This window comes from Xenorhabdus sp. KK7.4 (assembly GCF_963876465.1).
Lineage (GTDB): Bacteria > Pseudomonadota > Gammaproteobacteria > Enterobacterales > Enterobacteriaceae > Xenorhabdus > Xenorhabdus stockiae.
In genome coordinates this window covers 1-6,756 of the sequence record NZ_CAWNQF010000114.1, presented here as the reverse complement: position 1 = coordinate 6,756, position 6,756 = coordinate 1, and the positions used below count along the sequence as shown (strand labels likewise).

12 protein-coding genes are annotated in these 6,756 nt (G+C 41.0%); 5 read left to right on the top strand and 7 right to left on the bottom strand.

All coding sequences use genetic code 11. The features are described 5' to 3' along the window. Positions 1-170 precede the first annotated feature (170 nt). The 6 genes from AACS90_RS19500 to AACS90_RS19475 form a co-directional block, all read right to left on the bottom strand. Positions 171-389 (bottom strand): hypothetical protein, encoded by a 219-nt coding sequence (locus AACS90_RS19500; RefSeq protein WP_099123559.1) that lies wholly within the window; start codon positions 387-389, stop codon positions 171-173. Between the two features lie 240 nt (positions 390-629). Then, positions 630-944, bottom strand: a complete 315-nt coding sequence (locus AACS90_RS19495; protein WP_099123558.1) for a hypothetical protein — start codon at positions 942-944, stop codon at positions 630-632. Positions 945-946: 2 nt separating this feature from the next. After that, positions 947-1,318: a DUF7446 family protein gene (locus tag AACS90_RS19490; RefSeq protein ID WP_099123557.1), complete on the bottom strand. Its 372-nt coding sequence runs from the start codon at positions 1,316-1,318 to the stop codon at positions 947-949. A 373-nt stretch (positions 1,319-1,691) separates the two neighbouring features. After that, complete coding sequence (locus tag AACS90_RS19485) at positions 1,692-1,946, bottom strand: hypothetical protein (protein ID WP_099123555.1); 255 nt, start codon at positions 1,944-1,946, stop codon at positions 1,692-1,694. Between the two features lies 1 nt (position 1,947). Further along, positions 1,948-2,190 (bottom strand): hypothetical protein, encoded by a 243-nt coding sequence (locus AACS90_RS19480; protein WP_099123554.1) that lies wholly within the window; start codon positions 2,188-2,190, stop codon positions 1,948-1,950. Positions 2,191-2,671: 481 nt separating this feature from the next. After that, on the bottom strand, positions 2,672-3,373 hold the full coding sequence (locus AACS90_RS19475; protein WP_099123553.1) for an XRE family transcriptional regulator: 702 nt from the start codon (positions 3,371-3,373) through the stop codon (positions 2,672-2,674). A gap of 109 nt (positions 3,374-3,482) precedes the next feature. Between AACS90_RS19475 and AACS90_RS19470 the strand changes: the two genes are divergently transcribed. Then, positions 3,483-3,665 carry a YdaS family helix-turn-helix protein gene (locus AACS90_RS19470; RefSeq protein WP_099123552.1) on the top strand — a complete coding sequence of 61 codons (183 nt, stop codon included), beginning with the start codon at positions 3,483-3,485 and terminating at the stop codon, positions 3,663-3,665. 305 nt (positions 3,666-3,970) lie between these two features. On the opposite strand, the gene AACS90_RS19465 is transcribed toward AACS90_RS19470, so the two are convergent. Further along, positions 3,971-4,270 carry a hypothetical protein gene (locus AACS90_RS19465; protein ID WP_099123551.1) on the bottom strand — a complete coding sequence of 100 codons (300 nt, stop codon included), beginning with the start codon at positions 4,268-4,270 and terminating at the stop codon, positions 3,971-3,973. A 283-nt stretch (positions 4,271-4,553) separates the two neighbouring features. Here AACS90_RS19465 and AACS90_RS19460 point away from each other — a divergent pair, with 283 nt between their 5' ends. Genes AACS90_RS19460 through AACS90_RS19445 form a run of 4 tightly spaced genes read left to right on the top strand, consistent with a single transcriptional unit; the run spans position 4,554 to position 6,753 of the window. Continuing rightward, positions 4,554-5,477 (top strand): replication protein, encoded by a 924-nt coding sequence (locus tag AACS90_RS19460; RefSeq protein WP_099123550.1) that lies wholly within the window; start codon positions 4,554-4,556, stop codon positions 5,475-5,477. Beyond that, positions 5,474-6,211, top strand: a complete 738-nt coding sequence (locus AACS90_RS19455; RefSeq protein WP_099123549.1) for a replication protein P — start codon at positions 5,474-5,476, stop codon at positions 6,209-6,211. Before AACS90_RS19460 ends, AACS90_RS19455 begins: the two co-directional genes overlap by 4 nt. Positions 6,212-6,214: 3 nt before the next feature. After that, complete coding sequence (locus AACS90_RS19450) at positions 6,215-6,562, top strand: DUF2591 domain-containing protein (protein WP_099123548.1); 348 nt, start codon at positions 6,215-6,217, stop codon at positions 6,560-6,562. Further along, entirely contained in the window at positions 6,559-6,753 is a 195-nt protein-coding gene (locus AACS90_RS19445; protein WP_099123547.1) for a DUF1187 family protein, read from the top strand. The genes AACS90_RS19450 and AACS90_RS19445 overlap by 4 nt, the downstream gene beginning before the upstream one ends. Positions 6,754-6,756: the final 3 nt, after the last annotated feature.

Below are 6,756 nucleotides of genomic sequence, written 5' to 3'. Positions count from 1 at the left end.
AAGTACTTTGCCAGCCCCTTCAGGCAATGAATTATCGATAAAACTCAAGACAATTTTCTCGACCTCTTCGTCGAGTTCTTCTTCGGTCATTTCCTGACAAGCTGCCGCCGTAATAATATCGTCGGCTTCATTACGGCGATCATTCCAATAGGTTTCATTAGAGTCGCATCTCATGCCACTTTCCTCCGTAATTTTTCCAGCTCTTCCATAAAGCTATCCATGAGGTCTCTTTCTTCGAAATACTGAACCGCCTCATTCATCGACCACTGGAGGGCGTCAAGCGCTTCTTCGAACTTCCCATCAATACGATTAATTCCATCAGGGAACGAAACTTCATTTATCCCGGCACAGTACTGTCGGGCAGTAACCACTGGTGCTAATACTTTCACAATGACCTCCGTTAAGCTGGAATAAGCACAACAATTGAAATAAGGAATAAGGCAATTCGGCGCTTCCATGCGCGTCGGTTTCTGACTGCTTGTGGTTTTTTGGGTATGACCATGCACCAATCGAATGAGTTTTTATGCATAAAAAGCCCTCGTTAATGGAAACGATGCGTTATTTTTGGGTTGGATTATTTAGAGGTTAAGGAAATAGCGTACTCAGATATTAAATCAGCGTGAATGTGTTTAGGCATTGTTATTATCTCCTAAATTATTTATTTTGATAGTATTATCCCAATCTAAAGAATAACCTTTATATCCAGTTTGTGTTACATACATACCATGAGGAGGTAACATATGTAATTTTTCTGTTATTTCCATTCTGCAATCATAAGTTCCATTATTAAATATTTCTTCTACCAATCCTTTATCACCATTAAGAAGAATAATTTTATGTCCAACTTTAAGTTGTGGGTAATAGTCTCTTTCAAGTTCTTTCTTTATATCATTTAATTCACCATCTGATATGCAATAACCATTTGGTATATTTATATACATCATTGTTATTCTCCTTTCGCTTTGGTAATAGCTCTTTTAGCTTGAGCAAGTAAGTCTTCAAATAGATCGTTGCCTTCTGCGCTAAATTGTGCCACTAACCTCTCTGCTATATAAAGTAAATCATAAGCGGCATTCTCTACAATATTATCTGGTACTCCTTGTTTAGCTGCAGTAGCTTTAATTGACAGAATATCACCACTTTTTAATGCAAATTGTAATACTTTTCGTTCATAGTAAAGATGCTCAGCCACCGCCTTTATTGCTTCATCAGTAATCTCCCTTTTATCCTTATTTGCAATATTTGTTTTAGTATTAATTTTCCCTTGAAAAATCTTTCCTGTTAGTGGTGAACACCATATTTTATGTTCTAATGACATTATCATTTTCCTATATTCAGGTAATAAAAAGCCTCGTATTGGCGAGGCTGGTGTTTGGTTATTTAATAAATAAATTTAAATAGCATCATCAACAAAAATACAAATATTGATGGAAATGCAAAGAATATAGCCAATATTGAAAATGTTATTTTGCTAAATTTTGTTTTAAATAAAAAAGCCAAAAGTATGAAGATTATCCCTATAGGAATAGTAATCCACCAAGCGAAACTAAATAGATAAAAATAAGTTTCAAAAAGCAAAACTATTGTTCTTACCACTTCATCCACACATATTCCCTCATGAATCCATTGTCGAATCCATGAATATATCAGAGTAACTCACCACAGCCCACTCGGAAATGAGCTGGAGTTAGTCAACAAGCAATCCCTATTTCATCCTGCGTAAGGTCACACCTGCTTTTAATTTCAAATCTCTTTTCGAGAAAATCGAATTTCTCATCACCATCCCAATAATCTAAAATAAGCTTTTGGCAAAATAACCCGGTATCCATAGCATTCTGAGCTCTTGCGAAATACATATAGGAACCAGCTAATTCATTTGATACTCGCGAAACTTGGTTTGCCGTTCTGTACATAATGACGACATGCTTTGATTTCATTATTTCCACACTAAACCCTCGCACTAACCCCGCCCGACTCCAATCGACGGCGGGATTTGGTTTTGGTTGAAACTGGTTTATTAGATGGAGCGCCGTTAACTGTCGTAATAAAGCTGGTTAATGCGTTAACAGTGTCGCGTTCCTGTTTGGTCATGCGTTGTTTGGGTTGACGGTTGTTCCAGAAGTCTTCTTTTCGCTGCTTCTGGATATCGTTGAAAATATTATCAAGAGCTAACTCAAGTCTGTCTTTCATGAATATTCTCCCGTTAATTGGCTTTGATGCTATGGCGATGAACACCACACCTCAAAGCCAACTGCACTTTGAACTAATACACGACTGAGCTTCATAACGAGTACGCCTTTACGGGCTGTTGCTTCGCCCGATTGCCTGAATGATTACCCGATACTCTGAGTAACTACCCGACGCGATTTCAGTTTGCTAGGGCTCGTCAGTTGCCTGTCGTGGGAGTTAGATTATTAAAGAGCGAACTTCCTTTTACGTTTGGCTCCTTGCCTTGGATGACTTAAATATACAAGTTTAACTTTATAAAAACAAGTATTACTTGTTTTTTAAGGTGAGATAAATGCCAATAAACTTTATATTTACTTGTTTTAAAAAGAGATTATTTTTTATGATTTGTTGTAAATGTGAGCAGGTTGGCGTTTATAGGAGGGATATTCTGAGGGAATTAGAAAGCCACCGTATTGGTGGCTAATCTCAGTAAGTTTAAATATTAGCAATCTAAAACGGAATACCAGAACATTTTACCAATAATGTTCACTTGGCTTTCATCGGCAATCTCATCTTCGTACTCATCGCGGTTATAACTTCTTATAAGTATCTTTCCGCTCGGTCGTCTATAAAGACACTTAAGTCTTTTCAGGCCATCTTGTTCAATTGCATACACTTTACCATCAATAACTCTCTTATTAGAGGTATCAATTCCTATTGCGGTTCCGTCTGGGATAACCGGCTCCATACTGTCACCTTTTGCCGGAAAGCAAATAATTGTCGAGCCATCACTGGGCGCACCAATTCTTCTTAATGTTGCTTTAGCGAATCTCAACTTAAACCCATTATGATCCACGCCAATACACCTTCCATCGCCGCAGGCTAACTCAATATCTTTTAAGAACGGGACTTCTACTTCATCGCCATCTAATGGGGTTTCGCTATCCCATGGTGCAATGCTTGACCACTCACTTTCGGGCGGAACTTGACCTGTATCTTTTTTGTGAGCTTCACCAAACAAAAGCCAATTCACATCAACATCAAGGACAGATGCCAATGCTACTAACCTTGATTTTTTGGGTTCTGTTCTTGATTCCCATTGCTGTACAGACTGTGGACTGATACCAAGCCTTTCAGCTAATTCAGCTTGAGTTAGTTTTTTTGCAAGTCGGGCTTGCTTAATTCTTTCATGCATAGTTTTCATGTCTCAAATATACAAGCGAGGCTTTTATTTTCATAGCAAGTGAAACTTTACTTTTTAAAGTATTTCTTGTATTTTGTTTTATAACTATTACCGAAGAAGGAAAATTCACATGAGTGCATTGGAAGTAACGATTAAAAAAGCTGGAGGGGTTCCAGCGTTAGCCCGGATATTGAATGTAAGGGATCAAGCTATTAGGCAGTGGATTAAAAAGGGTTATATCCCACCTGCAAGATATGCGCAGATCCACGAGAAACTCGGCATTCCTCTAACTGACTTAGTGAAAAATAAATAGTAATACCTGTTCTTTAACAATCTGCCCTCACGACAAGCTACTGGTGAACCCTAGCAAATCGAAATAGCGCCGGGAGGTAGGGCTACTCTCAGGCAATCGGGATTTTTATTCCGTAAAGGCTCACTCATCAACCAGCTTCAGTCGTTTAACAGTTAACTATCTCAGGATAGTTGATCTCTCTTTTTATTTTCTAAACAAAGTCTAACTGTCATTTCACTTTAGGAATTTTACCGATGGGAAAAGTAATGAACAAAATATCAATCAGCTATAACGGGGAATACATCGATATTTCCCCGATAACGATATCAACGGCTACGGAGATACTCAGACGCTTTAACATTAGCGAAATGTATACGACCTTCGGCATTGATACCCTTGCCGTGATGCCGACAGAAATCGATGAAGCTGACAGTGCTCTCTGCATATACACGAATGGCGATCACGCCACGGCTTTCCATCTCATGAATGCCTTTTTCATTGGATTGTTTCCATTGCTCGAAAGTCGCGGGTAATTTTTCTACATCAGTGAGGATATTTAAGAACTCATTGTATTGCGATTCATTTTTATAACAGAAAAAAGCAACAGCTTTTTGTTGATCTGACATGTCGAACCTCCTTTGGTTCTTAGTTGTGGAAAACAAAGAATAAATCGAATGATGGTTCGGCACCAGTGACAAAAAGAAAAACCCCAGTTGCTGTAACAACCAGGGCTTCTTTATACAGTTTGGAGTGTTGGTATCTCGATGAAGAAGAGGTATGCAAGCCCACTCTAAAGCCACCAACAACGAGGTAAGTATACATGAAAATCCGATTTAATGGTAGGGAGGCCGTATGAGTACAGCGGAGGTTTTTGATTTTAATGCGGCTAGAAAAAGCAGGAGCAACAGGATGGAGAATCAGAAATCTGGTTTCATCCCGTTGTACCGGAGCATCAGAAATAAACCGTGGGCTAAAGACGTTTTTCTCAGAACGCTGTGGGAAAATTTGCTTATGGATGCAGCCAGACAACCTTATACCGCTAATTTCAAAGGGAAAGTGTGGCACTTACAACCCGGTCAATTAGTCGTAACAGCGGCTGATCTGGGGCTATCTCTGTGTGACCGCAACGGGAAGCCAACCAGTCGTGATGCAGTAGAACGGATGCTGGCATTTTTTGTGAAAGAGGGAATGATTTCAATTGATGGGGAGAAGCGAAAAGGCAGAGTGATCACTATCACAAATCACAGTGATTATGTCGAAAAAATAGACAATTTACCCGCACATAAGGCCGCACATACAGCCGCACATGACGAACCCAGTAATAACGCGGCCTCAGAGCAGCACCCCGCACATGGAGGCGCACATAACCCCGCACATCATGAACAAGAATATATATTAGATACTAACGTATCTAATGATCGTCCGAGAAAATCTAAATCGTCTGGCAAGGTTAATCCTGATGCTGCTGTCAGTTCACCCAAAGGTGATAAGTGGGGAACTACCGAAGACCTGACTGCCGCTGAGTGGATTTATCAGAAAGTATTGGTTGTCAGGCCGAATACCAAAACACCCAATTGGGCATCATGGGCCAATGATATTCGGCTGATGAGACAATCTGATAACCGAACCCATGCGGAGATCTGCCACCTGTTCAAGTGGGCAAATCAGGATTCATTCTGGTACTGCAACATTCTGTCACCAACCAAACTACGGGAAAAATGGGACACGCTCGAAGCGCAGAGCACCCAACCCAACCGCAAGCAAATTGCCAACCCTAACCCAGAGTCAGTTAACAACTGGAACACTGCTGAGGCATGGGAGGAATTTCTATGAATCGTAAGCTGGTTAACGCCATTGCTAACCGTGATGGTGCGGCATTATCTCGCTTGTCAGAAGACCGTCAGCCGAGTAATCAACCGGTAGTGAACGAGAGCGCCGAACGATTGGTCAATGCGTTATTCAGGCAACTGAAACAGGTATTTCCTGCTGCAATGCAGACCAATCTACGGAACGAGTCAGACGAGGCATTGGCTAAACAGCAGTGGATTGCCGCATTCGCTGAAAATGGTATTCGCACCAAAGAACAACTGTCTGCGGGAATGCGTCAGGCTCGTGCGAGTGAATCCCCGTTTTGGCCTTCGCCGGGTCAATTCGTGCAGTGGTGCAAGCAGGGGGAAGCATTGACCGTTGGATTGCCAACCGAAGACGATCTTTACGAGATGTTCCGTAATTATTGTAAGTATCGGGGTTGGTGTGATGTCGAGTGGCAATCTAACGCCTGTTACTGGATGGTGACAAATATTCATGCCGAAATGTTACGACAGAACCTAACGGACTCAGAGGTGAGAAAACTCTGTAGCCGAGAATTAAAAACCATGGTTAAGCGGATTCAGGCAGGAGAAAAAATACCAGAGCCAGTTGTTCAAATAGAGAAAAAATACACACCTACCGACTCCTATGAATCATTAAGGCAGGTTTATTACCTGAAAGAAATGCTTAAGAAAACTGACTTAAGCTTTCATGAGTGGTTATGTGAGAGCAACAGAAAACATAAAAAGGGTTATTAACGAATGAAAATCAAAACAAGTGAGCTGACAGGTAAGGGGTTGGATTGGGCTGTGAGTATGGTTGTTAGAGAGGATGTTAATTTTTTAATTGAAATGTCAGACGTAATACCTGCATATTCAATTAGTTGGAATATGTGCGGGCTGTTGATTGATGAATATCTAGATAGCTTAACCCGTATGTGCATTGATTCCCCTTGGGTAGCATCTTGTAAAGCGGTAACAGTGGATGACGTTTCCATTTGGAAAGTGGAAGGAGGTCAAACACCACAAATCGCCATCTGTCGCGCTGTAGTTTCTGCAAAATTAGGCGACGAAGTTGACATCCCTGATGAACTACTGGAGGCAGAATGAAATACCAAATCACAGCCACCATCACCCGAGCCGGTGGATTACCTACTACGTGGATACGGAACTCAGATAAGAAACTCACCAAGAAAGAATGCGAGAAAATGGTCTCACCGAGGCGCAGGAATATGAACGCCGATATCGGTGTGGAGAAAGTGGAGTTGAGTAATTTTGTTTGTCGGAGGGTGGGAGTATGAGTG